This is a genomic window from Cesiribacter sp. SM1, assembly GCF_020178975.1.
GTDB lineage: Bacteria > Bacteroidota > Bacteroidia > Cytophagales > Cyclobacteriaceae > Cesiribacter.
On sequence record NZ_JAHXBU010000093.1, the window covers coordinates 318220 to 345009 of the forward strand.

A 26790-nucleotide genomic window follows, 5' to 3' on the forward strand; every position below is an offset into this window, starting at 1 on the left:
GGTCAGTATGCCAGCGGTTATCATCAAAGGTTGTTAACCATTCAAAACCTTCTTATACACATCCATCAGGTTTTGGGCCACGCGCTCATCTTCAAAACTAAGGGAATGTGCTACACCATCTATGATCATTTTGGTGGCCATGGTAGGGTTGTTGATTACGCGTAGGATGGCATCGGCCAGCTCTTCTGGATCGTTAGGGTTGATGTAGATGGAATGGGGCCCGCCTGCCTCATCGAAACAGGAGCCTTTACTGGTGATAACAGGTACACGGCTGCACAGGGCTTCCAGTATAGGAATGCCAAATCCTTCGAAAACAGACGGGTAGATAAACATGCGGCTAAGCTGGTACAGCTTGGGCAAATCTTCAAAAGTTACATTATGAAGAAAATGCACCTGGTCCAGCAGGTTTTCTTTTCTGGCGTAGGCCACCAGCTCTTCTTTGTACTTGGTGGCTTTGCCAACCAGCACCAGGGGCAGCTGAATCTTGCTCTTTAAATGGGCCATGGCCTGTAAAATCAGCAGGGCATTTTTACGGGGCTCCATGGTGCCTACATTCAGAATAAAATCTTGTGGGAGCTTGTATTTTGAGGCAGTTCTGTCAAGTACATAAGAATCATACTCCACCCTGAAGCTTGGATGGCAGCCTTGGTATACCACATCGATCTTGCTGCTGGGTACCTTGTAAAATTCTATCAGGTCCTGGGCCGTTTGCCGGCTAACGGCCACTATCCTGTCTGCCCTTTTGCAGGCAAATTCTGTTTTCTGCCTGTAAATGCCTAAATCTATCAGGTTGTAGAGGTGGGGGTAGCGTAAAAAGAGCAGATCATGAATGGTAACGATCTGTTTGGCCTTTTTACTCCTGGCCAGGGGCAGTTCGTTGCTTAAGCCGTGGAGCAGTTGTACCCCATCTTTATCGGCCACTTTGCCCAGGGAGTAGCTGCGCCATACCGAGCTGAGTCCCTTCATCGCCATGGTGCCTGCCGGGGCTTTCACCTGCACAGACTGTTCTTCAATAAGAGGCTTTAATTCCGGATGAACCTTGTCTGTACTGGGCGTATAAAGCAGGTACTGGTTATCAGGATAAAATTCAGTGAGCGTACGTATAATAAAACGGCTGTAGTTTCCTAGTCCTGTACGGTTCAGGAAAGCGCGTTTGGCATCAAAACCTATCTTCATATACCTATTTAAGAGCAGCGGCTGGCATGTTTAGCCTGCCAAAGGCAGATCTCTGGCTTCGGCAGTTGAGTTGCTAAGCTAAATATTTTTTAAAAATCATCCCGATGGTGGGCAACATGTATTAAAGCGCCAGACAACGCTGTTTGTTTGGTAAAGGAACGTAAATACTTGTTCGGTAGCTGATTCACAGAGTAATTCTTCTGAAAAAATTAATTATCTTTGCAGTCTTCATGATGCAAGACTTCTATCTGCACGAGCTTTCTAACGGCATTCGCGTTGTTCATAAACAGGTAGTGCACACCAAAATTGTACACTGCGGTTTTGTATTGGATATTGGCAGCAGAGATGAGCTGCCTTACCAAATGGGACTGGCGCATTTCTGGGAGCATATGGCCTTCAAAGGCACGCTCAAAAGAAAAGCCTATCATATCCTCAACCGCCTCGATTCTGTAGGCGGAGAGCTTAATGCTTACACCACCAAGGAAAAGATCTGCTTTTATGCCTCCGTACTGGACCAGTACCTGGAGAATGCACTTGAGCTACTTACGGATATTACCTTCCATTCTACCTTTCCCGAAAAACAAATTGAAAAGGAAAGAGGGGTGATCCTGGAAGAAATGTCGATGTATGAGGATTCTCCGGAAGATGCCCTGCAGGATATATTCGATAGCCTGGTGTTCCCGGACCATCCCCTGGGCCACAACATTCTTGGTACTACTGAAACCCTTAACAGTTTTCAGCGGCAGCACTTCCTGGAATTTGTACAGCAGAACCTCGATACCGGCAGGCTCATTTTTTCCTGCGTTGGTAATATTTCGCCTAAAAAGGCTATTCGCCTTGCAGAAAAATACCTGGGTAACCTGCCTGTATTCAAGGCAGAACGGCAGCGCCGTCCGTTCGATGGTTACAAGCCTGTGCAGCAGGAGCTGGAGCGAAGCATTATGCAGGCCCATTTTTCCATGGGCCGGCCGGCCTTTGCGCTCAGAGACGAGCAGCGCCTGCCCTTTTTTATGCTTACCAATATTTTAGGAGGGCCGGCCAATACAAGCCGCCTGAACATGGCCCTGCGGGAGAAAAAGGGTTTTGTTTATAATGTAGATGCCTCCTATACCCCTTATACCGATACAGGCCTGTTCAGCATAAGCTTTGCCACAGAGCCGGGGCAGCTACAGAAAAGCATTCGCCTGGTGGAGCAGGAGTTCCGTAAACTTTGCGATAAACCCCTGGGTACCCTTCAGCTGCATGCGGCACAGGAACAGCTGATTGGTCAGCTGGCCATGGCCGAAGAAAACAACGCAAGCCTGATGCTGATGATGGGAAAAAGCATTCTGGATATGGAGCGTATTGAGTCGCTTGAGGATATTTTTGCCAGAATTCGTAAAATTTCAGCCTCAGAATTACAGTACCTGGCCCAGGAAATGCTACAGCCACAAAGCTTCAGCAGCCTTACCCTTAAGCCTGCTAAATAATTATTCCTTTTTTTTGCCCCAAGTTAGTTAGCTTCCAGTCAGTACCTTGTACTAATTTTCTTTAAATTAGTGTGCTGTAGGTAGAAGAGAACTTCTACCTTTGTAATCCGGCAGGTTTGTACACTTGCCGGGAGTGGTATTGTTTACGGCCGGGAAGGAACTGCAGTGGTGGTCGCAAGCAAGCCAGGCAATTATAATAATCTCCCATTTATGGAGTTCATAGGAGAAGAACTACTGGCGTATGCAGAAGCTCATACCTCGCCAGAGAATAAGCTTTTGCAGCAAATTAACCGCGATACCCACGCTTACATTCTAATGCCCAGAATGCTAAGCGGGCATTTGCAGGGGCGCTTGCTGGCTATGCTTACCAGTATGATCAGGCCAAAGGCTGTGCTGGAAATTGGCACCTATACAGGCTACTCTGCCCTGTGTATGGCCGAGGGGCTGCATCCGGATGGGGTGCTTCATACCATTGATATCAACGAAGAGCTGGAAGAACGTGTGCGGGGATATTTCGAACAATCTCCCCGGGCAGACCGTATTCACTACCACATTGGCAATGCCCTGGAGGTAGTTCCGGGCCTGCGGCATGCCTGGGATCTTGTGTTTATCGATGCCGATAAACGCAATTACCTCGCCTATTACAAGCTGGTAATAGAACAAATGGCGCCAGGTGGATACATGATTGCTGATAATGTACTTTGGAGTGGCAAAGTGGCGCAGGCAGCGGCAACCGATAAGGATACCGAAGCTTTGCGCTTTTTTAATCGTACGATACAGGATGATGAGCGGGTAGAAAATGTGTTGCTGCCTGTTCGGGATGGGTTGATGATAATCAGGAAAAAATGAGGACAAAGTTTGGCTTTCGCTTCCGTATTTTGATTGCTGTTCTGGCAATGCTGTGGGCACAGCCTTTACTGGCACAGGTGCCCCAGGTGCCGCAGGTGCCACAGGTAATTGAGTTTGCAAACATGAGGCTGCATCTTACCGAACAGGCCCGGCGCGATATTCAGGCCGATGTAGATGCACTGTACAGAAGCCCCAAATACTTTTACATGAAACTGGAGCGGGTAGATATGTACCTGCCCATCATAGAGCCCATTCTTGCTGAGCATGGGGTTCCTGATGATGTCAAATACCTGGTAATTCAGGAAAGTGCGCTGATCTCGGATGCTGTTTCCTCTTCCAAGGCTGTGGGCTTCTGGCAGTTTAAAGAGGCCTCTGCCACAGAAGTTGGTATGCGTGTAGACCGCCATGTAGACGAGCGCATGAACATTGTGGCCTCCACCACGGGCGCAGCCAAGTACCTGCTCAAAAGCAATGCTACTTTTAATAACTGGCTTTACTCCCTGCAGTCTTACCAGATGGGTTTAGGTGGCGCCACACGTTCCTTAAACGACCGCTACTATGGTGCTGACGAAATGCGCATCGATAGCGATACCTACTGGTATGTTAAAAAATTCCTCTCACACCTGGTGGCTTTCAGAGATGCGGTGGGCAAAGAACCACGCAGTCTGATGCTGTATCAGCATAAAAACTGTGCAAATAAAACGCTGGAAGATATTGCCCTGGAGTTTAATACCGAGCACGATTTGCTGGTAGAGTACAACAAGTGGTTAAAAACCAACCGGGTGCCCGATGATAAGGAGTACGTAGTAATAGTTCCGGTGGAGCTGGATGAGGCACCTAACCTGCTTGCCGAAAGTGAAGCAACTGCGCCTGATAAACAAAAGCATAAGAACAAGCGCCAGTCGTTCGAAGATAAAGTGTTCGGGGAGAAGCAAAAGGAACCGGAGCTTGCCCCTGCAGTGCGTGATCAGCTGGTGATTACCAAAATCAATGGCATACAGGCCGCAGTTGCCCGGCCGGGCGATAACTCCCGTGATCTTGCCAAGGCAGGGGGGGTGTCTGTGGCCAGTTTCCTGAAGTATAATGATATCAGGCCGGGAGATGTGCTCAAGCCCGGGCAGGTGTACTACTTCCGCAAAAAGAAAAAGAAGGCTACAGTGTACCGCCATGTGGTGGCAGAAGGCGAAACACTGTGGGATATTTCGCAGAAATATGGCGTTCGTATGGACAAACTGCTGCAGAAAAACAGGATGCGCGAGCGCGATGGTGTAAAACCAGGCCAGGTAGTTTGGCTGCGTTACATCCGCCCAGCTAACGAGCCTGTTGCCTATGAGGCGGTCCCAAAGAAAAAAGCACAGGCAGAAGCAGCCCTAGTGTCGATGGAGCAGGGTGGTAGCAACACAGTGCAATTAGCCAGTGCAGCAGAGCCAGGCCGTGCAGAAGTAAAGCCGGTACGGAACGAAGCAAGGCAAAACAGACCTGTGCAGCAGGCACAGGAAAAGCCCCGGCAGGCTGCCGTAGCAGTAAAGGAGCAGCCGCTAAGAGTTCAGGAGCCGCAAAAAGAGCAAATCCCTGTGCAAAGTAAGCCAGTGGCGGTTCAAAGTCCCGAAAACAGAAATGCACCTGAGCAGAACACTGCTACCCCTGAGCCGGCACCTGCACAAGCTGGAGCAAATGAGTATTCCCAGCCATCAGCTACAGTTGCCATTGCTGCAGATACCCCCGTTATTTCCGAGCCTGCCCGGGCTAAGGTAAAGCCGAAACAGCAAGTAATTGTAATGTTGCCAGAGGCAGAACCGGCTGATTCTCTTGTTGAAGAATCTCATGTATATCCGGCCGACAGCATCGATGAACGTAATATTTTTCCGGAAAGTAAAGAAAATACAGAAGCTGTTGCAGTGCAGGTGACTGAACAGAAAAAAGACGATCCGGATAGTTTTGCAGTGCACGGCCCTGTAAAATTTATAGGAGAAGAAGATCCTTTGCTGGAACAGCAACCCATACGTACAGCTCCAGCACAAAAGCAGGACTTAGCTGCTGCCCAGCCACAGGCCGCAGAAAACGCAGCTGTAGCAACAGCCAGTGCTCCCGATACGGTGCACGTGGTAAAAGCAGGTGAAACGCTGTACGGAATCGGTAAACTTTATGGTCTTAGTGTGCAGGAGTTGCGCGAACGTAATAACATGGCAGCTAATGCTGTGCTAAGTGTTGGGCAGGCGCTGCAGCTTAAGCAGGTACAAAAAGCAGCTGCAGCTTTGGCACAATCAGAAAGCAGTGCAACAAATGCGCAGGAGGGTGAAACTACTGCGTCAGCTGTTGCTACGCCTACCTCTGAAGATGATCGTTACCTCTACCATGCAGTTGCCGAAGGAGAGACGATGTACAGGGTTGCACGTAAGTATAATGTTACAATTAAGGACATCATGGAATGGAACCGGAAAGAAGACTTCAGTATTCGTCCCGGTGAAGTTTTAGTTGTTGGCAGAAAGTAGTGGTGATGTGAATGGATAAACATTATGCGTATGGTTCTTTGGCTTCTGTATTAATTGTCACTGAAGTAATAAAGAATCTGTTTTTCTATCACTACCTATCTGGATTTATTATAATTTTACAAATTCCAGAGCTTTATTAAGGACTATACATCTCCTTAAGCGGTTCCTGGAAATACTATAAATTCAACTGAGTTAATTACAGGCGTTACACATGAATGCTACTACACCTATAGATTTGGTTATGCTGGTAGATGATAATGATACTGACAACTTTATCAGTAAGCGTATCATTGAGATAACCAAATTTGCAAAAGAGGTTGAGATAAAAAACAGCGGTAAAAGCGCATTGGAATATCTGGAGAAGCATAAGGAAAATCCCGGGCGCTTACCCAGCCTTATATTTCTGGATATCAACATGCCAATTGTGGATGGTTTTGTGTTCCTGTATGAGTTTGAGAAGTTTTCAGACACAGTAAAGGATAAATGCAAGGTTATTATCCTTTCATCTTCCGATAACAAACGGGATATCGACAAAATTGTAAACAACGACCACGTGATAAAATTTATCACCAAGCCCCTCACAGAGAGCGCTTTGTCTGATATTAAAATGCACGACCTCGCAAGCTAAAGGCTTTAATATTTCTAATCTATATTTGCTTTCGGGTCTGATGATTCGAAAGCATTTTTATTTATGAACAAGACCATCCAGTTCTCTCTCTCTTTGGCTGTGCTGTTGTTTATAGCAGCGGGAACAGCATCCAATGCGCAAACGGTAGCCCCCGATGCGCCAGTTGGCGATACCATCCGCTACTGGACCACAGGTGGTAGCACAGGCCTTAATTTTTCGCAGGTAATGCTTAATAACTGGGCCGGCGGTGGCGAGAGCTCAATTTCAATTGCAAGCCTGCAGAAGCTTAGAGCACATTATGCCAGGGGCCGCTCCTTATGGGAGAACAGGCTTAACGTTGCTTTTGGACTAATTCGCCAGGGAGATGATGATAACGATAACTTTCGTAAAACAGACGATATTTTCCAGTTGCAGTCGCAGTACAACTACCGGATAAGCCCTGATTCAAACTTTTATGTAACAGCCCAGGCTGATTTCAGAACGCAGATGGCTGCCGGTTACGAGTATTTGGAAGAAAATGGAGAGCAGCGCCGCGAGCTGATCTCTGATTTTCTGGCTCCAGGCTTTCTGCTAACATCTATTGGTGTTACCTATAAAAAGCCAGCCAGGTTCAGTGTTTCGGTTTCTCCGGTAACGGGAAAGTTTACATTTGTACGAAATGAGCGCCTTTCCAATGCAGGTGCTTTCGGGGTTGAGCCGGGTGAGTCTATGCGTGCCGAATTTGGTGCTTCCTTAACCTCATCTTATGAAAAGGAGGTGCTTACCAATATTACTTTTACTACAAATCTTGGCCTTTTTGCCAACTACGACTCTTTCAGTCATATAGATGTTAACTGGGAAGGAACACTGGTGATGAAGGTAAACCGCTTTATCAATTCAACCGTGTCGGCTCAGCTGATCTATGATCATGATGTGCTGCAGAAAACCCAGCTCCGAAATGTCATCAACGTAGGCTTTCTGTATAAATGGCCTAATGCCGGGTAATGGGATAATTATTTAATGTGCCTACATGCTAATGAGGCTGCAGTAGATATTTTCCAATTAAGGGAGATATTCGCTGCAGCCTCTTCGTTTTATGCCTTCGCTCCTGATGAAGTGGGTAGAAGCTACCGCTCCCTAAAGCTGAATGTACTCCCTGCGCCTGTGGGGGGGGGTGCTGTTCGAAAAGTTACCTGCTTAACCAGGAACAAGCGGCAAACCTTCATTTACCCCCCCCTAAAAAGGTGGAAAGCCAGCAGCTCAGTTAATCCGTAACCTACGCTGCAGTAGCTGCTGCGGGCTGGAGAACCTAGCCTTTATTGTTAAAAGTCTGTTTCCAGCCCCAGGCGTTCTTTGAACTCTGCCAGGAGTGGGTAGCGCTCCATCAGGTGTTTGAATTTTTCGCTGTTGGTGTAGAGCTTGCGCGGACCAGATTCCTCCACAAGGATTGGATGCAGGCTTATCTGGCTGTTTTGCAGCTGCTGGCGCAGGTAGTGTTGTAGCTTTGGCCTGAGTCGCTCAAAGGGTTCTTCCTGCAGGGAGCTGCTAAGTAGTACATCTATCTTGTAATTTTCCTCTACCTGCAGGGCAGCACTTGCCAGCATAAGCTCTATTGGGCTGCCATTTTCTTTGAGTCTGATGAAAAAGGCCTGCCAATGCTCCTGTAGCTCCCGCAGGCTAAAATCTCTTTGCTGGTAGGGGGTGGCAGCTTCTTCCTGTGCTGCGGCTGCCTGCTTGCTGGCCTGCTCTGTTTCTTTTGGCTTTGCCTGCAGCGATGCTTTTACAGCCTTCAGGTTCAGGGGTACGCGAAGGGTGCTGCCGGGACCAGTCGAGCCATTTCCATTGCTGGTACCATTGCTTGGATGAACGGGCGCAGCCACTGTGGAAGCAGCCGCTGTGGAAGCAGCCACTGCGGAAGCAGCCGCTGTGGGAGCAGTCGCCGTTGATACAGCCGCTGCAGCCGAACCATTTCCATTACTGCTGTTCTCCTTTGCAGCAGGTGCCGATACAGCCGGACCAGCAGCCACGGGTGAGTGGCTGGGTGCATTAGGCGGCGTTAGGCCAGGACTTTTTTTTTTACTTCTGACTGGTTAAGGTCGCCAATGCTGGCGGCGTTGATTACCGATGGTATGTGCGCCATTTTTAGCAGTGCCAGCTCTACATGCAGGCGCTGGTTTTTGCTGCCTTTATAGCTGCCATCGCATCCGGAGGCGATATTTAGTGCAGAAAGCAGAAAGCTTAAAGAAGCCTGCTGCGACTGGCCTGCATAGCGCTGCTGGATCTGCTGGCTCACCTGCAGCAGCCTGATGGTCGCTTCATCTTTACATACCAGCAGGTTGCGGAAGTGCTCGCTTAAGCCTACTATAAAGTTATGCCCGTCGAAGCCCTGGCGCAGGATCTCATCGAACAGGAGCAGGGCTTCACTCATGTTTTGCTGCAGCAGTGCATCGGTTACTTTAAAGTAGTAGTCGTAATCGAGAATGTGCAGGTTAGAGATGGTCTGCTGATAGGTAACCTTGCTGCCGCTAAAGGTAACAATAAGGTCGAAAATGGAGAGCGCATCGCGCAGGGCACCATCGGCTTTCTGTGCAATCAGGTGAAGGGCCTCCTGCTCGGTTTCAATAGTTTCCTTTTCGGCAATCCACTGCAGGTGGTTAGAGATATCCTCTACCTGAATACGGTTAAAGTCGAAGATCTGGCAACGGCTTAAGATGGTTGGGATGATCTTATGCTTTTCGGTGGTAGCCAGGATAAAGATGGCATAGGAGGGTGGCTCTTCCAGGGTCTTCAAAAATGCATTGAAGGCCGCATTGGAGAGCATGTGCACCTCATCTATGATATATATCTTGTACTTGCCGCTCTGTGGAGCATAGCGTACCTGTTCTACCAGGTTTCGGATATCATCTACCGAGTTGTTTGAGGCCGCATCGAGCTCGTGTATGTTAAAGCTGCTGCTGGCATTAAAGCTTTTACAGCTTTCGCACTCATTGCAAGGCTCAGTATCGGCCTGCAGGTTCTGGCAGTTAATGGTTTTTGCCAGAATTCGGGCGCAGGTAGTTTTGCCCACACCTCTGGGACCGCAGAACAGGAAGGCTTGTGCCAGGTGATTGTTCCTGATTGCGTTCTTAAGGGTGGTGGTAATATGCGATTGGCCTACTACCGATTTAAAGGTAGAAGGACGATACTTCCGAGCCGATACCACAAAGTTTTCCATCAATGCAAGTTACACATTCCGCAGCGGAATTAGGAGTGAGTGGGTTAATTTTTCCTGAAGGTTGGTGGGCAATGGGGTTTGAGGTATGGGGTGTTGGTGTAGCAGGGCCACTGCCTCAGCCCAGGCTCCACGGTTGGAAGGAGAGCGGAAGAAATCTACTGGAGCGTGTAGGCTTCTCCTGCATAAACTGGTGATCTGTAAACTTCATTCCCTACACCTCTAAAACACAAATCTTATACCGTTCTGGAGGCTGTATACCCAGTTTACCACCGGCACTACCGGGCGGGGGTCGTAGCTGGCATTTACGGTGGTGGTGAAGCGAATGCGTCTGCTGATGGTAGCTGCCATGTTGAAGTCAGCGCTATAGCGGTGGCGCCAGGTATCAAACTGCTTATCGTAGCCGTGCTGGTAATACATAATAGTATTCAGGTGCACCATCTCATTAATTTGCCAGCGAAGGCTCAGGTAGTTAGAGTTTTTTGGAATCCGTAGCGTTATGTCCCTTTCTTCATCTTCAGGGTAAGTCCACCGCTCCTGTTCATACATGAGGCCAACACCAAAAGTAAGGGTGGCTTTTTCATCATCCAGTAACTTATAGCGCAGGCCACCCCCGGCTAAAAACCGCTCCCTTAGCCCACGGCCAATATCGTACTGCGCCTGGGCAAACAGCTCTTCGCTCAGGGTTTGGCGCCAGTTAAAGTTTGTGCGGAAGTGGCTGTAGCCTGTGCGTAGAAAAGCATTGCCGGTAAGGGCACTGTAGCTAAGCTGGTTGATGAGGGTATAGCGGTGCCGCACACTGGTGTAGGCTACATCGGCATTGGTACTCAGGCTGGTGTAACGAACGGGCTCATTTACTTTGGCACTTCTGTTGTGCAGTAGCAGGTTAAAATCAACCTGTCCGGTCCAGTAGCGGGTAGTGTCGCGTTTCAGGCGGTTTCGTTCTATGTTCAGGATCTGGCTGAAGGCAGCGTGGCTCATCAGCAGTAGGAGGGAAATCAGTACAATACGCATGGGCACAAAAATAAGCCTCCCGTACTTGCTGCACAACCTATAACAGTTCATGTAACTGATTTATAAGCCGGATCATTAGGAGGGAACTAAATAGGCACTATCTTTGTATTTATAATCACACGGGGCCGACTGGTTTTGACAGGAAGCCGAAGGTGAGTGTAAGCATGTCGGAAGCTGAACGTACCTTCCGTAAACAATGCGTTCAAAACAACAAACGGCGAAGAAAACTACGCCCTTGCTGCCTAATTTAGACTAATTAGCTAGCATGTGTCCTGCCAGGCCCTCGTTCTGCCGGTCTGGCGCCAAGGACATCATCCCGCAGAACTAGTTGCAACAGGGCTGTGATGTTGCAGCGAATTTTATCGCAGATACGGGTAGTTTACAGGTTTGGTTAGCACCTATAACTACCCCGACAATTTAAGCTAAACTAAGCATGTAGAAAGCGCTACATCTTTCTTATCTGGACGCGGGTTCGACTCCCGCCGGCTCCACAAGAAATAGAAAAACACCCGCCATTTGGCGGGTGTTTTTGTTTGTAGCCCAATCTTCCGGGACTTTACAGGAGTCTGTAGCTAATTAGCCGTGAATATTACTTATTCATAATAGCAAAGGCAGCTGCAGATTAGTGGGTATTGAACATACACTTGCTCCTTCATTTCTCCAGCCTTCCTGTTTTTGTTTCTCTAGAAAAAATACACCCGTTGTTTGGCGGGTGTTCAAGCAGTGAGTTGTGTGCTGATTGTTGATTGCTTTTGCTCTTCCAGTGAATAAATCAAAACCTGCTTGTTTTGCGAAACTGGCTTGCGAAGATGCGCTGCTGGGTGAAAATCTTAAGGCTGCGGTCCAGGTACTTTCTGTGTTTGCGCTTTTCTGTATTCAGGTAAAGGCCTTCAATCCGCTCTTCGTATATGAGCGCGTGCTCACTGTTGTAGAACTTTACAATGCTGTAATTTTTTTGATTCAGGTTGGTTTCTACCACCCAGTATGCTTCTCCGCCTGTGCTGGTCTGGGCGCTTATGGTAGGGACTGTAGCTAAAAGTAAGGTGGCTGCTATCAGCAGGCTTCTGAAAAAAGTTTTCATGGCAATAGGTGTTTTTGTTATACAGACCGAAGATAAGGTGCTGAAAAATAGCGTGCTGGTATAGTAGCCGATGGCAGTAAACAGCATAGGATAGCGCCGGATTAAGAGCCTGGATGGCGTTTAAAAGATATATTTGCCGTTTGTCTGCTTAAACTGGTTGCTTGTCGAAATTCAGGCTGATTTTGCTGATACTACAGGCTGATTGTGTATTTTTATACAAGCAGCAAAATCTAAAGGCTGGTCGTTTATGTCGGCAGGCACTTATAATCTGATATATTCAAAGGAGTGGGGCTACCGGATCAGACGGCACTTGCTTTTCTGGCTGGCCTGCGTGTTCTTTTTTACCATTATTTATGGTTCTCTTCCCCTGGGGTCGGGAAAGCTGGTGTCGGCTACTGATGTGGCCAAGGCTTATTTGGTTGCTTTTATACAGGCCATGGTTTTTCTGCCGCTGCACATTTGCCTTAGTTATACTATTATGTATCTGCTGGTGCCCCGTTTCTTTTTTGAAGAAAAGTATCGGCAGCTGGTCTTTTGGGTAAGTCTTTCGTTTTTGTTTACCGGCATTTTTTCTCATGGCTTATCGGTTTGGGTTGCAGGGCCGGCGGTCAATTACTTTACCATTACTACCATTAAGTCTGATTTTGTGCTGGGGCTTTTGGCAGGGCTCAGAGGCGGTTTAACCGTATCTGGTTTTGCGGTGGCTATAAAACTGGGAAAATACTGGTATCACAAAAATCAGCTGAACAAGCAGCTGGAGGCAGAAAAGCTTAAAGCAGAGTTGCAGGTGCTAAGAGCCCAGGTGCACCCGCATTTTTTATTTAACACACTCAACAACCTGTATTCTCTTGCACTGCAGCAGTCAGTGCATACCCCCGAAGTAGTGTTGAAATTGTCGGGCTTGCTGCGGTATATGCTTTATGACTGTAATGCGGCCAAAGTTCCCCTCTGGATGGAGCTGCGGCTTATGTATGACTATATTGAGCTGGAGAAACTGCGTTATGGAGATCGGCTTGATTTTTCCATTGACATAGAAGGAGATCCTGCAGGCAGCACCATTGCCCCCTTGTTGCTGCTCCCTTTCCTGGAGAACAGCTTTAAGCATGGGGCTAGTGAGCAACTCGACCAGGCCTGGATTAGCCTGAGCTTGAGGCTAAGGCCTAATGAACTGCGAATGAAACTGATGAATGGCATTGTTGAAAGCCCGGTCCGGCAGTCAGCGCATGGTATAGGCTTGCAAAATGTGCAGAAGAGGCTGATGCTGCTCTACCCCGATAAGCATGAACTTAAGATTTTCAGAGAGGCAGAAGTATTTATTGTGTCGCTTAGTGTACAGCTGGAGTCAGAGCCTGAAGCAACATTAAATAAAGAACAGGCCGCTGATGCTGTGCTACCTCAAATGCTAACAAGTACTCATGTATAGTGCAACCCGTAAAATCCGCTGTCTGCTGGTAGATGATGAGCCACATGCCCTGGCCGTGCTGCAGGCCTATCTTGCTCATGTAGCAACCGTTGAGGTGGTGGGACAGTGCTATAATGCCATTGCTGCTTTTGGTTTTCTGCAGTCGCAGCCAGTAGATTTAATGTTCCTGGATATAAAAATGCCCCAGTTGCTGGGAACAGATTTTTTAAAGTCGCTTCGCAATCCTCCAAAAGTGATTATCACAACAGCTTACCCGGAATATGCCCTGGAGGGATATGAGCTGGATGTGGTAGACTATCTGCTGAAGCCTATTTCGCTTGAGCGTTTTTTGCGTGCTTTGCAAAAAGTTCAGAACCAGGAACCTGCAACAGTGCCTGTGCCTTCTCATGCCGATTTGCAGGCTCCTGCCAGTGATCCTTTTCTTTATTTTCGGGTAGATCGCAAAATGGTAAAGGTGATGGTGCGGGATATACTGTATGTAGAAAGTCTGAAGGATTATGTAAAAGTATTTACCGGCAGCAAACAGCTGATTACCAAGCAGGCCATTTCCTCCCTGGAGGAGATGCTGCCGGAAGAAAAGTTTTTGCGCATTCACCGCTCCTACATTGTAGCGCTTGATAAAATAGATTCTTTTACCCAGGCCTGTGTAACGGTAGCAGGCAAAGAGCTGCCCATTGGGCGCCACTTTAAGCACGAGGTAGAGCAGGCGCTGAAAAGCTAGAGACCTGGCAATGCGGCTGTGCCCGTTCTTCGTTAGCGCTACCGGCCTACTTCCACCACCCAACCAATGATAATAAGGGCCGGATGGGTGAGTTGGTGGCTGCTGATCATTTCCGGCAGGTCCTTCGCCTTGCCAACAGCCACTTTTTTGTGAGGTAATGAGGCATGCTGCACAATGGCTGCCGGAATGTTGCCATTGCCTGCCTGTATATAGGTGTCTGCAATTTCGGCTGCTTTTTTCATACCCATATAAATCACAACGGTTGCGTTGCTTTGCATGGCAAGCTTCAGGTCGTCAGAAAGGCGGCCATCTTTTTTGGTACCCGTTAGCACCCAAATGCCTTCGCTAATGGCCCTGTGGGTAAGCGGAATATCTTCGAAACCACTGGCCTGCATGCTGGTGATGCCCGGGATGTAGTAGGTGCTGATGCCATGTTGCCTGGCGTACAGCACTTCTTCAAAACCTCTGCCGAATATATAAGGGTCGCCACCTTTCAGGCGTACCACCTTACCCTTACTGAATGCTTTTTCCCTGATGAGCTCATGGATGTTCTCCTGCGGTGTATAATCGCCATAGGGGCGCTTGCCAACATATATCTTCTCACATTCGGGCTGGGTAATATCGAGTAGCTCGCGGTTGGCCAGGTTGTCGTACAGCACCACCTTTGCCTGTTGCAATACTTTATAGGCTTTTACAGTAATGAGTTCGGGATCTCCCGGACCTGCACCTATTACATAGAGCTCCGGGTGTAAGGGTTCGTTGGCATTATCGGTGCTGGAGTGAGTCATACGCATGCAGGTTTGGCAACTCTCTTTTTTGGCTTCTAATATATAGTATATACTTCACAGTTGAGTAGTGGGTTTGAAGGAAGGGTAGTGGCTGCAGATGCAGGCTGCCCTGGCGCTGGTTTGCCTCTCCGGGCTATCAGCGGCTTCACTAGAGTCGAATATTCAGTGTTTAAATTATTGCAAATATCTGTAATTCAAGAGCTTCAGCGCTGCTGCATTCTGCTCTGCTGAAGGTGTGTATTAGATTTATTATATGCATAATGAGAATAATTTAAGTGATGATTGACTGTAGGATTATGGATGTTGATGTATTTAGCACCGGATAGTGCGAAATTTTCAAATACCTCTAAAACAGAACACGTTTTCGGTGAAAAGAATGTAAAAATTCATAACATGCCTTAAAAATTAAGGGTTATATCCGTAAATTTAGATGTAAAACTTAAAAACAGGTATAAAAAATAAGCTGTAATTAAGTTTTCGCGTAATTTTATTCTAAATACAGGTTCAAATTTTAACCTCGCCTGGGAAAAGAGAGATTTTGGAGCAGCGGGCAATATGCCAAATCTGGCATCACCCTTAACTCAGATCAGCCCTTTACCGGGACTTTAATCATCAGGTACCTCTGGTTGATACTTTAAATATAGCAGTTATGATGAATGTAAATCTTGATCCCCTTTTTCAGAAGCCAACGGTAGTTGTGATAGGAAATGGAATGGTGGGCTACAAGTTCTGTGAGAAACTACTGGCGAAAACTGCAGCTTTTAAGTTGGTGGTGTTTGGTGAGGAGCCTCGTCCTGCATACGATCGGGTACATCTTAGCGAGTACTTCAATGGCAAAACAGCAGATGACCTTAGTATGGCATCGCTGGACTGGTACCGTGAAAAAGGTATTACCCTTCACCTGGGCGAAACCATCCAGGAGATCAACAGGGAAACAAAGACTATACATTCATTAAATGGTATTACCCAGTCGTACGATTACCTGGTGCTGGCTACCGGTTCCTCTGCCTTTGTGCCTGATGTGCCTGGGGTAGAAAAAAACGGGGTGTTTGTGTACCGTACCATTGAAGACCTGGAGATGATCGAAGCCTATGCCAGAACAGCCAGAAAAGGGGCTGTGCTGGGTGGCGGTTTGCTGGGGCTGGAGGCTGCCAAAGCACTGATTGACCTGGGGCTGGAGGAAACGCACGTGGTGGAATTTGCCACCCGCCTGATGCCCCGCCAGATAGATTCTGCAGGTAGCAATATGCTGTTCAATAAGCTGCAGGCACTTGGCCTAAAGGTGCACCTGAATAAAAATACCCGCACCATTAGCGGAGAAGATAAAATCAAGGGGCTTGAATTTACTGATGGCAGCAGCCTGGATGTTGACATGCTGGTAATTTCAGCAGGCATTCGCCCAAGGGATGAGCTTGCAAAGCTGGCAGGACTCGAAACCGGCACCCGTGGTGGTGTGGTGGTAAACGAAAAGATGCAAACCAGCGATAAAAGCATATTTGCCATAGGCGAGTGTGCCCTGTACAATGGTATGATCTATGGCCTGGTGGCACCCGGCTACGAAATGGCCGAGGTTGTGGCTACACAGCTTTGTGCCGCCGGTGAGCGTGAGTTCCGCGGCTACGATATGAGCACCAAGTTAAAGCTGATAGGGGTAGATGTTGCCAGCTTTGGCGATCCGTTCGTATCTGAGCCGGATAGCAGGGCCATTGTTTTTGAAGACAGCCATAAAGGTGTTTATAAGCGCATCAACATCAGCAACTGTGGTAAGTACCTGCTGGGTGGTGTGCTGATAGGCGATGCCAATGCATACAACATCTTACTTCAAACAGTAAACAATAAAATAGTACTGCCGCCAAACCCCGAAGACCTGATACTGGGTGCCAGGGGTGGTGAAGCACAGGCAGGGGCCGGCGTTATGAGCCTGCCCGACGAGGCCCTGATTTGCTCCTGCGAATCGGTAACCAAAGGCATGATATGCAGCGCCGTAACTGAAGATGGCGTTACCACCGTAGATGGCATGAAGAAGTGCTGCAAAGCCGGCACCGGCTGTGGGGGTTGTATCCCCCTGGTAAAAGACCTGATCAATGAAACGCTGAAGGCAAACGGCACCTATATTAAAAACGTGGTGTGCGAGCATTTTGATCACTCACGCCAGGAGCTCTTTGACCTGCTTAAAATAAACGACATCCACACCTACGATGAGGCCCTGGACCAGTTCGGAAAAGGCGATGGCTGTGAGCTTTGTAAGCCAACAATTGCCAGCATTCTGGCCAGCCTCTGGAACGATGTAATTGTAAAACAGCAGCCTATACAGGACAGCAACGACCGCTTCTTGGCTAACATACAAAAAGGAGGCACCTATTCTGTAGTGCCGCGCATACCAGGGGGCGAAATTACACCGGATAAGCTCATGGTGATAGGTAGTGTAGCTAAGAAGTACGGCCTTTACACAAAAATTACCGGCGGTCAGCGCATCGATATGTTTGGTGCTCACCTAAGTGATCTGCCAGCCATCTGGGAAGAGCTGATTGCGGCTGGTTTCGAAAGTGGCCATGCTTATGGCAAAGCCCTGCGTACGGTAAAAAGCTGCGTAGGCAGCACCTGGTGTCGTTTTGGCCTGCACGACAGTGTATCGTTTGCCATTGAGGTAGAGGAGCGTTACCGCGGCATACGGGCCCCGCATAAAATAAAAGGTGGTGTGAGTGGCTGTATCCGCGAGTGTGCCGAGGCGCAGTCCAAAGACTTTGGCATTATTGCCACCGAAAAAGGCTGGAATCTCTATGTAGGTGGTAACGGTGGTTCCAAGCCGCAGCACGCCCAGCTGCTGGCGGCCGATATCGACAAGGAAACCTGCATTAAGTACCTGGATCGCTACCTGATGTTTTACATCAAAACAGCCGATGCCCTTACCCGTACGGCCACCTGGCTGAACAAAATGGAGGGAGGCATGAGCTATCTTAAAAATGTGATCATCAACGACAGCCTGGGTATAAACGATGAACTGGAGCGTGAAATGCAGTCGCTGATCAACAACTATAAATGCGAGTGGAAAGAAGTGGTAGACAGCCCGGAGCTGCGCAAAAGGTTTGTGCACTTCGTGAATGCGCCACAGGAGAAGGACCCGAATGCTAAGTTTGAGCCTATGCGCGAACAGGTAAAGGCCAGGGAATGGTAAAAGCCCACTCCATGCCTAAACCAATGCGCAAGCTGATTAATGATTAAGAACTCTAACAAAATACAAGACTATGTTAGTACTGGAAGTAGAAAGCTCGGTTGAATGGATGTTTGTGTGCTATACAGAGGATGTACCTGAGAATGGTGGAGCCTGTGTTAAAGTAGGAGAGGAGCAGATTGCTATCTTCAATTTTAGCCGCAGGGGTGCCTGGTATGCTACCCAGAATCTATGTCCGCACAAGCAGCAGATGGTACTGGCACGGGGCATGATTGGCAGCACCGGCGATACCTGTGAGCCTAAAGTAGCCTGTCCTTTTCACAAGAAAACATTCTCGCTGCTGTCTGGCGAATGCCTGAGCGGCGATGAATACCAGATTAAAACCTACCCAGTGAAAGTAGTGGAAGACAGGGTGTATTTAGGGTTGGAAAAAGGCCAGTAACACATTTTGTTGATTGTTAATAAGCAGCCTTTACTGCTATTGCTGAGATAGTATATTCTGAGTGTCACCAGGCCTGGTGCTGGCTCAGGGGTAATGTCTGCTGGTGTAAACGATAGGTTAATTTTTAATCAATCCTACGACAGGGGGGAAGGGCTTGGAACCACGCGCAAACCGGTAATTGTCGTGAAAGATTTTCTGGAACGCAAGGCCTGAAGGAACGCATTATCCATGCGGGGGTATGGAAAATGCGCAGCCGGCAGACAGCATGCACCGGGGAGTAGCGGGTTCCACAGCCCACGCCCTGATCGTAACCGATTAGTGAGTTGAGGGGCCGTGTAGATTGAGAAGGGTATGGAAAAACCCTGTGTGCTGTACACCAATAAATAGAAAAAAGGGAAATCGTTAAATGAGAACAATTACAACAACTACTACTCTTGCCGATAAAAAACTAGTTAAATACACAGAAGCCCTCCAGCTTATAAATGACCACGCAGGCTCATTCGGGCGCGAACGTGTTGCCCTGGATGATGCAGATGGAAGGGTACTTGCGGAAAATATATTTGCAGACCGGGATTACCCGCCCTTTAACCGCGCTACTATGGATGGCTTTGCCTTTCGCAGCAGCGACTGGGAAGGCGGGAGGCGTGATTACCGCATACAGGAAACACTTTATGCAGGGCAAATTCATGATGCTGAACTGGCCCCTGGCGCCTGTTATAAAGTAATGACAGGTGCTGCCGTTCCTCCCTGGGCCGATGTGCTGGTACACCGGGAGGAGGCACTGGAATACGGGCAGGGTACTCTGCTGTTGCCAGACCAGGTTAAACCATACCAGAATATTGTTCAGAAAGGGGAAGACATCGGTTCGAATGAAATGATTGTACCCGCCCATTCAGCCTGCGATCCTTCCCTGATAGGCCTGCTGGCAGGAGTTGGTAAAAAAACGCTCATGGTAGAGCGAATGCCCCGTGTTGCACTGTTTACTACCGGAAATGAAATTGTACCTGTGAAAGAAGCAGTAAGCGGAGCGCAGGTGCGAAACAGCAACAAGCACCTGCTACTGGCCCTGCTCCGAAAGTGGAAGATCAGGCCAGATGTTTGTGAGCACCTTCCTGATAACAAAACAGTGCTTACTTCTGCCTTACAAAAAGCACTTACACATGACATCATTATCCTGAACGGAGGAGTATCATCCGGAGATGCTGAAATGGTGCCGCAGGTACTCAAGAAGTTAGGGGTTGATCAGGTATTTCACCAGGTGGCCATTAAGCCGGGCAAAGAAGTGTACTTCGGAAAACTTCCTAAGGGAGGTGTGGTGTTTGCATTGCCGGGCAATCCTTTTTCCTGCCTGGTAACCTTTACCCTCTTCATAGAAGAGTTCCTCTATAGCAGCTTTGGCTTAACGCAGCCTGTGTACCAGTCGACCCTGCTGGAGCAACGTGAAAAAAGCCACAGTCTAACAGAATTTTTCCCGGTGAAGATCGATGCAATATCCTCGGGTGTACGCCCTTTTTCAATAAACGGTTCTGGCGATATACGGGCCGGTGTTGGTGCACATGCACTTGGCGTTCACCTGGCGGGGCACCAGGTAATCAAGCGGGGTACAGCTATAAATCTAATTCCGCTCAACACTACCCTGCTTTAGCGCTCTCCCTTCCGCAGGGAAATAGCACGGCAGTAGCAGGTCAATCTACATCCTTTACTGGCAGTTGGTGAGCGGCCAGGCAGGAGCACTATGGCCAGGCAATAGCGACGGGTTTAGCAAAAGGTTACCCAACTAATCTATAAGAATACCTCATGACCAGAAGAAAGAGTCTTATTTTCAACAAAATGCTGATAACAGCAGCGCTGCTGTTCGTTAGTGCGGGTACAGCCCTGGGGCAGTTGGCTGTATCAGCTGAAATAAGACCCAGAGCTGAATTCCGGGATGGGTTTAAAACCGTAATCGGGGAGGGTGAATCACCCGCCTTCTTTGTAGAGCAGCGGTCACGCCTCTACACCAACTATGCTGCAGACAGGATAAAAGTACGCCTTACTCTGCAGGATGTGCGCATCTGGGGCAATACAAACCAGGTGTACAAAGCAGATCCGGCCTTATTCAATGTGTATGAAGCCTGGGGCGAGTATGCCATCTCGCCGCGCCTCTCTGTTAGGGTAGGCCGGCAGGAGCTCGATTACGACAATGCACGCTTCCTGGGTAACCTCGACTGGGCACAGCAGGGCCGCAGCCACGATGCCGCCCTGCTGATGTATGCCGACAGTACCGGCTTAGCCCTGCACCTGGGCGGTGCTTTCAACCAAAACGTACCACTGGAGCCTGTAAACTTAAGCAGCACCTTTTATGGTGGCATCGACAATTACAAAACCATGCAGTACCTCTGGCTGCACAAAAGCTGGGACGAAGGCAAACTGTCGGCCCTGCTCTTTAACGACGGCCGCCAGCGGGCCAGCGACAGTCTTATGTTTTACCGCCAGACCTATGGCCTGGTAGCAGACAGGAAGTTCGGAAAACTAAAGCTGGGTGCAGAGCTGTACTTCCAGGGTGGTAAAGATCCTGCAGGCAACACTGTGCAGGCTTATCTGGCAGCGGTTAGCGCAACCCTGGCTAATAAGATAGCGCCTCTAACACTGGGGGTCGACTACCTCTCCGGCTCCGAGCCTGGCGATGAAAAAAACAGAACATTTGTGCCCCTGTACGGTACCAACCATGCCTTTTACGGCTTTATGGATTACTTCTATGTAGGTAATAACCACGGGCAGGGCGGCCGTACGGCTGGTCTTGTAGATGTTTACCTGAAAACAAGCATTAAGCTGGGCAGGAAAGGAGCCTTGCTTGCACACTTCCATCACTTCGAGTCGCCTGTAACGGTGTATAGTCCTGTAGAGGTAGCGGGTGCTGTATCATCTCGCCTGGGAGAAGAAATAGACCTGGTATATAACCTTAATGTAGCCCCTGATTTTAACCTGAAGCTGGGTTATTCCCAAATGTATGCCACCTCTTCTATGGAGTTGCTCAAGGGAAAGCAGGGCAGAACTTTCAATCAGTGGGCATGGCTCATGCTTACTTTTAAGCCTGTATTATTTAAATCTAAATCTTCTTAAGCCATTTTTTTACCTGTGCCCTATAAAGGGTAGTCTGATCAATTTTTCCAACAAAACCATAACGCCACACAATCATGAATGCATTAAAAGGAAAAGCAACCTCTATTAAGCTATTCAGCCTGAAGTCGATACAGATGCGCACATTCCATCTATCATGGTTTGCGTTTTTTCTGTGTTTCTTTGGCTGGTTCGGCATTGCACCGCTTATGGCAGTAGTGCGCGATGAACTAGACCTTACCAAGTCTGAAATAGGAAATATTATCATTGCTTCGGTGGCGGTTACCATTATTGCCCGCCTGCTGATTGGCTGGCTGTGCGATAAAATCGGGCCGCGTATTTCCTATACGCTGGTGCTGATCCTGGGTGCCATACCCGTTATGTTCATTGGGTTTAGTAACAGTTATGAAAGCTTTTTGCTGTTCAGGCTGGCCATTGGCGTGATTGGTGCTTCGTTCGTAATTACCCAGTACCACACCACCATGATGTTTGCGCCAAATGTGGTAGGTACTGCCAATGCCACCACAGCTGGCTGGGGAAACCTGGGCGGTGGTGTAACACAAATGGTAATGCCGCTCATCTTTGCTGCTTTTGTAGGCCTGGGATTCTTAGAGACACAGGCATGGCGCATGGCCATGGTAGTGCCCGGCATAGCCATGATCATCTGTGGCATTCTCTACTACTTCTACACAACTGATTACCCGCATGGTAATAAATCAGATGTAAAAATCACGGCAGATCAGAAAAAGAAAGAAAGTGTGCCCTTCTGGAAAGCCGCTGCAGATATCAGGGTATGGGCGCTGTTCGTGATCTATGGCGCCTGCTTTGGTATAGAACTCACCATTAATAACATTGCTGCAATTTACTATCACGACTACTTTCAGCTTGATTTGGCAACCGCAGGTCTGATTGCAGGTCTGTTTGGCCTGATGAACATCTTTGCCCGTACGCTTGGGGGATATTTTGGCGATAAAGCGGGCATACGCTGGGGCCTGTCCGGCAGGGTTTGGTTTTTAGGTGCTGTAATCCTGCTGGAGGGTCTGGCGTTAATGCTCTTCTCTCAAATGACGGTGCTGCCTCTTTCCATTGCTGCCATGATCGGCTTTAGCCTCTGTGTACAAATGTCGGAGGGTGCTACTTTCTCTGTTGTGCCCTTCATCAATAAAAAGGCAATGGGTACAGTGGCAGGTATTGTAGGTGCAGGTGGTAATGCCGGTGCAGTAGCTGCAGGCTTTCTTTTCAAGGTGGAGAGCCTTTCTTATCCGGAGGCGCTGTTTATCATAGGCATCGTTGTGGCTTTTGCCTCCAGCCTGGTGCTGCTGGTTCGTTTCTCACCTGCTATGGAAAAAGAAGCAAAAGCAGAGCTGGATTTTCTCAGAACCGGCGAGAAGGTGGAAAAAGCAAGAGCAATTGCTTACGAAACAAGCAAGGCTTAATGAACTATGCTGCCAGCATACACCCAAGAGCACAGGATATTACCGGAGCCTCTGTTCCTGGAATATCCTGTAGCCTTTTTTCTGGCCGTGTGGCTGGCAAACATTACCCTGGCTGCGCAAAGCAGGCGGGGCTTTTGAAATAATACACATTTACGATCCAATGTCGCAGAACACACAACATAAAGAAACCTACACCAGTACCTGCTGCTATTGTGGCGTGGGCTGTGGGGTAGTGGTCTCAAAAGAAAAAGACGGAACGGTAACGGTAGAGGGAGACAAAGACCATCCTGTGAATAAGGGTATGTTGTGCAGCAAGGGCATGAACCTGCAGTACACAGTAAATGATAAAAGCGACCGGCTGCTCTACCCCCAGATGCGCTACAGTAAAAGCATGCCCCTGCAAAGAGTAGGCTGGAATGATGCCCTGGAGCGTACCGCTGCCGTGTTCAAAACCTTCATCGAAAAGTATGGGCCTGAATCGGTGGCATTTTATGCCTCGGGCCAGTGCCTTACCGAAGAATACTATGTGATCAACAAGCTTATTAAGGGCTTTATTGGCAGCAACAACATCGATACCAACTCACGCCTGTGCATGAGCAGTGCTGTAGCCGGTTATAAGATGACGCTGGGCGAGGATAGTGTACCCATCTGCTACGACGATATTGAACTGGCGGACTGCTTTTATGTAACCGGGGCAAACCCTGCCTGGTGCCATCCTATTCTGTGGAAGCGGGTAGAGGCACACAAGGCCGCCAATCCAGGCGTAAAAATTATAGTAGCAGACCCACGGGCTACCGACAGCTGCTCCATTGCCGACCTGCACCTGCAGATTACACCCGGTACCGATGTGGTGCTCAACTATGCTATTGGTCGCCTCCTGATCGAGAATGGCGATATTGACTGGGACTTTATACAGAACCACTGCCAGGGCTTTGAAGCTTACCGCGATGTGGTTTTTCAGCAAAGCCTGGAAGAAGCAGCGCAGATCTGCGGCCTGCGCGAAGAAGACATTCGCCTGGCAGCCCGCTATATTGGCGATGCCAGGGGATTTATCTCCATGTGGACCATGGGCCTTAACCAAAGCTCGGTAGGCGTAGATAAAAACCTTAGCCTGCTTAACCTTAGCCTGATTACAGGGCAAATTGGAAAGCCCGGATCTGGCCCTTTCTCCCTCACGGGCCAGCCTAATGCCATGGGAGGCCGCGAAGTAGGCGGTCTCTCCAACCTGCTGGCAGCACACCGTAACCTCAATGATCCTGCCCATCGGGCAGAGGTGCAGCAGTTCTGGGGTGGTACAACCATTTCAGAAAAGCCAGGCCTCACCGCCACAGAAATGTTTGAAGCCCTGAACGATGGCCGCCTTAAAGCCATCTGGATACTCTGCTCTAACCCGCTCACCAGCCTGCCCAATGCCCGCATGGCCGAAGAAGGCCTCAGGAAGGCAAAGTTTGTGGTGGTGCAGGAAATCAGCAGCAAACCCGAAACCCTGAAATATGCTGATGTGATACTGCCTGCTGCCGCCTGGACTGAAAAGGAAGGAACCATGACCAATTCCGAGCGGCGGATCAGCTACATGAGCAAAATTACAGAGCCACCCGGGGAGGCCCTGCCCGATGCCGAAATCATCTGCCGCTTTGCCCAAAAAATGGGTTTCAGGGGGTTTGATTTTCCAGGCTTTGCTGATATATATGAGGAGCATGCCCGGCTTACGGCTGGTACTCATATTGATGTTACAGGTGTTAATTATGATGTGCTCAAGGCTAAAAAAACACTGCAGTGGCCTTACAGGAGCGAGCAGGACGGCGAAGGAACCAGGCGGTTGTTTATTGATAAGAAGTTCTACACCCCTACCGGAAAAGCCCAGCTGCATGCGCCACCTGTAGTATTCCGGAGCGAGCGTCCGGATGCAGATTTTCCACTGATCCTCACCACCGGCCGCATTCGCGACCAATGGCACACCATGAGTAAGACGGGAAAGGTTAATAAGCTCAAAAAACACATTAGCCAGTCGTTTCTGGAAATACATCCGGCCGATGCCGAAGCCCTGCAGGTTGCAGAGGGTGATGTAGTGGTCGTAAGCTCCCGCAGGGGAGAGGTGCGGGTAAAGGCAAAGCTATCTTCCGGTATAAAGCAGGGGGTGGTGTTTTTGCCCATGCACTGGGGTAAAATACTGGGCAGCGACCTTAACCGCGCCAACAATGTAACCTCCGATCTGCTGGACCCCATTTCTAAAGAGCCTGATTTCAAGTACTGTGCCGTAAAGGTAGAGAAGTACAAAAAGCCTTTTCAGCGCATTGTGGTGGTAGGGGCCGGTGCCGGAGCCTATGGTTTTGTAAAGTCTTACCGCGAGATAAATCCCAACGACCAGATTACCATCTTCAGTAAGGAAGATTTTCCGTTCTACAACCGGGTAATGCTGCCCGACTACATCAGCGGGCAGCAACAGTGGGAGCAGCTGGTAAAGATGAAAGACTCCGAAGAGCCCCAGTACAACATACAGCTGCTGCGTGGTGTGAGTGTTGAAAAGATAGATCGAAAAGAGAAATATGTAGTTGACTCCCGTGGCATCAGAACCGATTATGATGTGCTGCTCATGGCCACGGGCAGTCGTGCAGCCGTACCCCGCCATGTGCCCTCGCTGCCAGGCATATTCACCATGCGCAGCCGTACCGATGCAGATAACTTCAAGAACCACCTGCCGGAAAATCCGCATGTGGTCATTGTAGGGGGTGGTCTTTTAGGGCTTGAGATGGCCGCTTCCCTGCGGGAGATTGGTGTAAAAATCACCATCATTCAGCGTGTTTCCCGCTTTCTCGATCGGCAGCTCGATCCGCTGGGAAGCCAGCTGCTGCACGAAGAAATGGTAGACCAGGGCTGTGATATTTACTACGACGACGAGGTGCAGCTCTACTACGGCCGCTCCCGCCTGACTGGAGTAGGTTTGAAAAGTGGCCGGCGCATTGACTGTGATGCCATGATCATTGCCATTGGTACTGTGCCTAACCTGGAGCTGGCCCGCGAATGCGGCCTTGATTGTAAGCGGGGCGTGCTGGTAAACGAACGCCTGCAAACCAGCGATCCCAACATTTATGCCATTGGCGAAATAGCCGAGTTTAACGGAGTGCTCTACGGCATAACGGCTGCTGCCGAGCAGCAGGCCGAAGTGGTAGCCCAGTACCTGAATGGCGATATTGCCAGCTATTACGAGGGCAGCACCTTCATGAATATCATCAAGATTCATGGCTTCGATTTGTGCAGCATAGGCCTGCCGGAAAGTCCGGATGAGGTGAGCTACGAGGAGGTGGTGTTTATTGACAAGGCTAAGCGCTATTATAAAAAGTGCATCATTCACCAGGACAGGCTCGTAGGTGCCATCCTGATTGGCGATAAATCAGAATTCCTGGAATTCCGGGACCTGATCTCAAACAGGGTAGAGTTAAGTGAAAAACGACTGCAGCTTTTACGCAGCGGAGCAAAATCGGAGCCGGTGCTGGGCAGGCTGGTGTGCAGCTGCAACAATGTAGGCAGTGATAACATCCGCAATAAAATAGCAGAAGGCGGCTGCAGCGACCTTAAGTCTGTTTGTGCACAAACAGGAGCAGGCACAGGCTGTGGCTCCTGTCGTCCGGAGGTAAAAAAGATACTCGACGAAAGCCTGGAGGCTGTCGCAGTGGCAAAGGTGGTGTGAGGCTGTTGAGCGAACCCAGGGTTTAAACCCCAGGCTAATTAAAAAACGCTCAACCATTCTTTATTCTGGTAAAGCAGCTACAAGTACCTATTTACTTAGCCCCGGACTTCAGTCCGGGGTCC

At 49.0% G+C, this 26790-nt stretch carries 20 protein-coding genes and 1 other RNA gene; 15 read left to right on the forward strand and 6 right to left on the reverse strand.

Going from position 1 to position 26790, the window contains the following annotated elements; genetic code table 11:
* Positions 1–33: 33 nt before the first annotated feature.
* Positions 34–1176 carry a glycosyltransferase family 1 protein gene (locus KWJ01_RS23235; RefSeq protein WP_224999521.1) on the reverse strand — a complete coding sequence of 381 codons (1143 nt, stop codon included), beginning with the start codon at positions 1174–1176 and terminating at the stop codon, positions 34–36.
* A gap of 233 nt (positions 1177–1409) precedes the next feature.
* Between KWJ01_RS23235 and KWJ01_RS23240 the strand changes: the two genes are divergently transcribed.
* The 5 genes from KWJ01_RS23240 to KWJ01_RS23260 all read left to right on the forward strand — a co-directional run bounded on the left by KWJ01_RS23240 (position 1410) and on the right by KWJ01_RS23260 (position 7598).
* Positions 1410–2645, forward strand: a complete 1236-nt coding sequence (locus KWJ01_RS23240; protein ID WP_224999714.1) for a pitrilysin family protein — start codon at positions 1410–1412, stop codon at positions 2643–2645.
* A 210-nt stretch (positions 2646–2855) separates the two neighbouring features.
* The gene (locus tag KWJ01_RS23245; protein ID WP_224999522.1) at positions 2856–3494 is read left to right on the forward strand and encodes an O-methyltransferase; all 639 of its coding nucleotides are present in this window, start codon (positions 2856–2858) and stop codon (positions 3492–3494) included.
* Positions 3491–5986 carry a LysM peptidoglycan-binding domain-containing protein gene (locus tag KWJ01_RS23250; protein WP_224999523.1) on the forward strand — a complete coding sequence of 832 codons (2496 nt, stop codon included), beginning with the start codon at positions 3491–3493 and terminating at the stop codon, positions 5984–5986. Before KWJ01_RS23245 ends, KWJ01_RS23250 begins: the two co-directional genes overlap by 4 nt.
* 211 nt (positions 5987–6197) lie before the next feature.
* Entirely contained in the window at positions 6198–6614 is a 417-nt protein-coding gene (locus tag KWJ01_RS23255; RefSeq protein ID WP_224999524.1) for a response regulator, read from the forward strand.
* 63 nt (positions 6615–6677) lie between these two features.
* Positions 6678–7598 (forward strand): DUF3078 domain-containing protein, encoded by a 921-nt coding sequence (locus tag KWJ01_RS23260; protein ID WP_224999525.1) that lies wholly within the window; start codon positions 6678–6680, stop codon positions 7596–7598.
* Between the two features lie 317 nt (positions 7599–7915).
* Here KWJ01_RS23260 and KWJ01_RS23265 read toward each other — a convergent pair whose 3' ends face one another.
* Positions 7916–8620 carry a hypothetical protein gene (locus tag KWJ01_RS23265; protein WP_224999526.1) on the reverse strand — a complete coding sequence of 235 codons (705 nt, stop codon included), beginning with the start codon at positions 8618–8620 and terminating at the stop codon, positions 7916–7918.
* A 29-nt stretch (positions 8621–8649) separates the two neighbouring features.
* On the reverse strand, positions 8650–9807 hold the full coding sequence (locus KWJ01_RS23270; protein ID WP_224999527.1) for a DNA polymerase III subunit gamma/tau: 1158 nt from the start codon (positions 9805–9807) through the stop codon (positions 8650–8652).
* Positions 9808–9809: 2 nt separating this feature from the next.
* Here KWJ01_RS23270 and KWJ01_RS23275 point away from each other — a divergent pair, with 2 nt between their 5' ends.
* Positions 9810–10001, forward strand: a complete 192-nt coding sequence (locus KWJ01_RS23275) for a hypothetical protein (RefSeq protein ID WP_224999528.1) — start codon at positions 9810–9812, stop codon at positions 9999–10001.
* Between the two features lie 25 nt (positions 10002–10026).
* Here KWJ01_RS23275 and KWJ01_RS23280 read toward each other — a convergent pair whose 3' ends face one another.
* Positions 10027–10818, reverse strand: a complete 792-nt coding sequence (locus KWJ01_RS23280; protein WP_224999529.1) for a DUF481 domain-containing protein — start codon at positions 10816–10818, stop codon at positions 10027–10029.
* 121 nt (positions 10819–10939) lie between these two features.
* Between KWJ01_RS23280 and ssrA the strand changes: the two genes are divergently transcribed.
* Positions 10940–11312, forward strand: a transfer-messenger RNA (tmRNA) gene (gene ssrA / locus KWJ01_RS23285).
* 278 nt (positions 11313–11590) lie between these two features.
* Here ssrA and KWJ01_RS23290 read toward each other — a convergent pair.
* Positions 11591–11899 (reverse strand): hypothetical protein, encoded by a 309-nt coding sequence (locus KWJ01_RS23290; RefSeq protein ID WP_224999530.1) that lies wholly within the window; start codon positions 11897–11899, stop codon positions 11591–11593.
* A gap of 247 nt (positions 11900–12146) precedes the next feature.
* Between KWJ01_RS23290 and KWJ01_RS23295 the strand changes: the two genes are divergently transcribed.
* Both KWJ01_RS23295 and KWJ01_RS23300 read left to right on the forward strand, forming a co-directional pair.
* A complete protein-coding gene (locus KWJ01_RS23295) occupies positions 12147–13322 on the forward strand; it encodes a sensor histidine kinase (protein WP_224999531.1) in 1176 nt (391 codons plus the stop codon).
* On the forward strand, positions 13315–14043 hold the full coding sequence (locus KWJ01_RS23300; RefSeq protein ID WP_224999532.1) for a LytTR family DNA-binding domain-containing protein: 729 nt from the start codon (positions 13315–13317) through the stop codon (positions 14041–14043). Before KWJ01_RS23295 ends, KWJ01_RS23300 begins: the two co-directional genes overlap by 8 nt.
* 38 nt (positions 14044–14081) lie before the next feature.
* On the opposite strand, the gene cobA is transcribed toward KWJ01_RS23300, so the two are convergent.
* Complete coding sequence (gene cobA, locus KWJ01_RS23305; RefSeq protein WP_224999533.1) at positions 14082–14831, reverse strand: uroporphyrinogen-III C-methyltransferase; 750 nt, start codon at positions 14829–14831, stop codon at positions 14082–14084.
* A gap of 652 nt (positions 14832–15483) precedes the next feature.
* On the opposite strand from cobA, the gene nirB reads away from it, so the two are divergent.
* From nirB to KWJ01_RS23335, 6 genes are all read left to right on the forward strand, one after another.
* A complete protein-coding gene (nirB, locus tag KWJ01_RS23310; RefSeq protein WP_224999715.1) occupies positions 15484–18006 on the forward strand; it encodes a nitrite reductase large subunit NirB in 2523 nt (840 codons plus the stop codon).
* A gap of 70 nt (positions 18007–18076) precedes the next feature.
* On the forward strand, positions 18077–18445 hold the full coding sequence (gene nirD / locus KWJ01_RS23315; protein WP_224999534.1) for a nitrite reductase small subunit NirD: 369 nt from the start codon (positions 18077–18079) through the stop codon (positions 18443–18445).
* A gap of 406 nt (positions 18446–18851) precedes the next feature.
* Positions 18852–20090, forward strand: coding sequence for a molybdopterin molybdotransferase MoeA (locus KWJ01_RS23320; protein ID WP_224999535.1), 1239 nt, complete (start codon positions 18852–18854; stop codon positions 20088–20090).
* A gap of 152 nt (positions 20091–20242) precedes the next feature.
* Entirely contained in the window at positions 20243–21547 is a 1305-nt protein-coding gene (locus KWJ01_RS23325; RefSeq protein WP_224999536.1) for an alginate export family protein, read from the forward strand.
* 74 nt (positions 21548–21621) lie between these two features.
* On the forward strand, positions 21622–22980 hold the full coding sequence (locus KWJ01_RS23330) for an MFS transporter (protein WP_224999537.1): 1359 nt from the start codon (positions 21622–21624) through the stop codon (positions 22978–22980).
* A 160-nt stretch (positions 22981–23140) separates the two neighbouring features.
* On the forward strand, positions 23141–26668 hold the full coding sequence (locus KWJ01_RS23335; protein ID WP_224999538.1) for a nitrate reductase: 3528 nt from the start codon (positions 23141–23143) through the stop codon (positions 26666–26668).
* The last annotated feature ends 122 nt before the right edge of the window (positions 26669–26790 follow it).

Excerpts from the sequence above, each read along its gene's own strand:
- nirB (WP_224999715.1), top strand. The coding sequence starts at position 15,484 with ATGAATGTAAATCTTGATCCCCTTTTTCAGAAGCCAACGGTAGTTGTG.
- KWJ01_RS23235 (WP_224999521.1), bottom strand. The coding sequence starts at position 1,176 with ATGAAGATAGGTTTTGATGCCAAACGCGCTTTCCTGAACCGTACAGGA.
- nirD (WP_224999534.1), top strand. The coding sequence starts at position 18,077 with ATGTTAGTACTGGAAGTAGAAAGCTCGGTTGAATGGATGTTTGTGTGC.
- KWJ01_RS23240 (WP_224999714.1), top strand. The coding sequence starts at position 1,410 with ATGCAAGACTTCTATCTGCACGAGCTTTCTAACGGCATTCGCGTTGTT.
- KWJ01_RS23335 (WP_224999538.1), top strand. The coding sequence starts at position 23,141 with ATGTCGCAGAACACACAACATAAAGAAACCTACACCAGTACCTGCTGC.
- KWJ01_RS23280 (WP_224999529.1), bottom strand. The coding sequence starts at position 10,818 with ATGCGTATTGTACTGATTTCCCTCCTACTGCTGATGAGCCACGCTGCC.
- KWJ01_RS23255 (WP_224999524.1), top strand. The coding sequence starts at position 6,198 with ATGAATGCTACTACACCTATAGATTTGGTTATGCTGGTAGATGATAAT.
- KWJ01_RS23325 (WP_224999536.1), top strand. The coding sequence starts at position 20,243 with ATGACCAGAAGAAAGAGTCTTATTTTCAACAAAATGCTGATAACAGCA.
- cobA (WP_224999533.1), bottom strand. The coding sequence starts at position 14,831 with ATGACTCACTCCAGCACCGATAATGCCAACGAACCCTTACACCCGGAG.
- KWJ01_RS23275 (WP_224999528.1), top strand. The coding sequence starts at position 9,810 with ATGCAAGTTACACATTCCGCAGCGGAATTAGGAGTGAGTGGGTTAATT.
- KWJ01_RS23295 (WP_224999531.1), top strand. The coding sequence starts at position 12,147 with ATGTCGGCAGGCACTTATAATCTGATATATTCAAAGGAGTGGGGCTAC.
- KWJ01_RS23300 (WP_224999532.1), top strand. The coding sequence starts at position 13,315 with ATGTATAGTGCAACCCGTAAAATCCGCTGTCTGCTGGTAGATGATGAG.
- KWJ01_RS23250 (WP_224999523.1), top strand. The coding sequence starts at position 3,491 with ATGAGGACAAAGTTTGGCTTTCGCTTCCGTATTTTGATTGCTGTTCTG.
- KWJ01_RS23245 (WP_224999522.1), top strand. The coding sequence starts at position 2,856 with ATGGAGTTCATAGGAGAAGAACTACTGGCGTATGCAGAAGCTCATACC.
- KWJ01_RS23270 (WP_224999527.1), bottom strand. The coding sequence starts at position 9,807 with ATGGAAAACTTTGTGGTATCGGCTCGGAAGTATCGTCCTTCTACCTTT.
- KWJ01_RS23260 (WP_224999525.1), top strand. The coding sequence starts at position 6,678 with ATGAACAAGACCATCCAGTTCTCTCTCTCTTTGGCTGTGCTGTTGTTT.
- KWJ01_RS23320 (WP_224999535.1), top strand. The coding sequence starts at position 18,852 with ATGAGAACAATTACAACAACTACTACTCTTGCCGATAAAAAACTAGTT.
- KWJ01_RS23290 (WP_224999530.1), bottom strand. The coding sequence starts at position 11,899 with ATGAAAACTTTTTTCAGAAGCCTGCTGATAGCAGCCACCTTACTTTTA.
- KWJ01_RS23330 (WP_224999537.1), top strand. The coding sequence starts at position 21,622 with ATGAATGCATTAAAAGGAAAAGCAACCTCTATTAAGCTATTCAGCCTG.